Source organism: Streptococcus sp. GMD4S, from assembly GCF_000296955.1.
In genome coordinates this window covers 1-1442 of sequence record NZ_AJRE01000223.1, presented here as the reverse complement: position 1 = coordinate 1442, position 1442 = coordinate 1, and the positions used below count along the sequence as shown (strand labels likewise).

Below are 1442 nucleotides of genomic sequence, written 5' to 3'. Positions count from 1 at the left end.
CCAGCAAGGGCAAAAATGATAGCTGCAGTCAGAAACAATCCTCTACTAAGTTTGGTAAAAAGGAATCCTTCTAGATTGAGATCTTTGGTAGCCTTGCCATGGCGTAGGTGAACAGTTTTGAGGAGATTGGTATCCTTGCGGAAACTAAACAAAATCCCCATCACCACCAAATGCCCACAGAGAAAGAAGATGAATTCCCAACTAGTCAGATTGAAGGGTGGTAAAAATATATACCAGGTCGTTGCGATAAAAACAAGTTCAAATAGTATGCGTTTCATCTGAGTTCCTCCTAAATTATCCGTCCTTCCAAATGATCCAGTTCATGTTGGCAGATCTGAGCTGGAAAACCTGTCAGTGTAATGGTCTGTTCCTGCCACTTGCTATCGCGATAGGAAACCGTAATCGTTTCATAACGAATCGTCGTTCGAACCCCAGTCAAAGACAAACAACCTTCCTCTGTCTCGTAAGGCCCTTTGTAGGAAAGGAGAATAGGGTTAAACATGACCATGGGAACTAGGCCAAGATTAAAGATAATCACACGCTTCTGCACACCAATCATATTGGCCGCCAGACCGACACAGGTCTCGCGATTAGCCAGCAAGGTATCCTGCAAATCCTTAGCCAGATAAAGGTCTTCCTGACTTGCAGGTTTCGAGACCTGAGACAAGAATAAGATATCTCGGACAATTTTCTTTTCCATTCTCTTACGCTCCTTACAACTTTACTTTATTATAGCACAAAAGGGGGCAACTTCTAGTCCTTTCCCTCAAATGCAAAAAAAGCCATCCGAAGATGACTTTCTTATTAAATCGCGTTCTTATCAAGACCAAGTTTACGTTGAACAAACTTAACGATTTCGACGATAAGTATCATTGAGAAGCTTCCAGCAAGAACAATGGCCCATTGTGACAAGTCTAGTTTGGTTACGTGGAAGATTCCTTCAAGCGGTTCTACGACAATTGTTGCCATCAGAAGAATGAAGGATACCAAGATAGACCAGTTAAAGGTCTTAGACTTGAATGGGCCAACTGTCAAGATGGATTGGTAAACAGACTTGACATTGTAGGCATGGAAGAGCTGGATCAAACCGAGGGTTGCAAAGGCCATAGTAAGGGCATCCGCATGAATGGCATGATTGTCACCCACATGAACTGGGTAAGCAATTGCAAGTCCATAAACACTCATAACAATAGCTGCTTGGAGTACACCTTGATAGATGATAGAACTCAAAACACCACCTGAGAAGAAGCTTGCCTTTCGTCCACGTGGTTTATGATTCATGACACCAGGCTCAGCAGGTTCAACACCAAGAGCGATAGCTGGGAAGGTATCTGTTACCAAGTTGATCCACAAAAGATGAACTGGCTGCAAGACGTCCCAACCAAACAAGGTTGATAAGAAGATAGTTAATACTTCAGCAGTATTGGCAGAAAGTAAGTACT

2 protein-coding genes and 1 pseudogene are annotated in these 1442 nt (G+C 42.9%); all 3 read right to left on the bottom strand.

What is annotated here, in order from left to right:
• Positions 1-278 (bottom strand): annotated as a pseudogene (locus GMD4S_RS08860) (hypothetical protein); the annotation flags it as partial.
• An 11-nt stretch (positions 279-289) separates the two neighbouring features.
• Positions 290-700 (bottom strand): peptide deformylase, encoded by a 411-nt coding sequence (locus tag GMD4S_RS08855; RefSeq protein ID WP_000412241.1) that lies wholly within the window; start codon positions 698-700, stop codon positions 290-292.
• A gap of 104 nt (positions 701-804) precedes the next feature.
• Positions 805-1442 (bottom strand): cation transporting ATPase C-terminal domain-containing protein (locus GMD4S_RS08850; RefSeq protein ID WP_000328880.1); only part of this gene is annotated, 638 nt, incomplete at its 5' end.

What these genes read in the sequence shown, in the direction of transcription:
- GMD4S_RS08855 (WP_000412241.1), bottom strand. Translation starts at nt 700, where the DNA reads ATGGAAAAGAAAATTGTCCGAGATATCTTATTCTTGTCTCAGGTCTCG.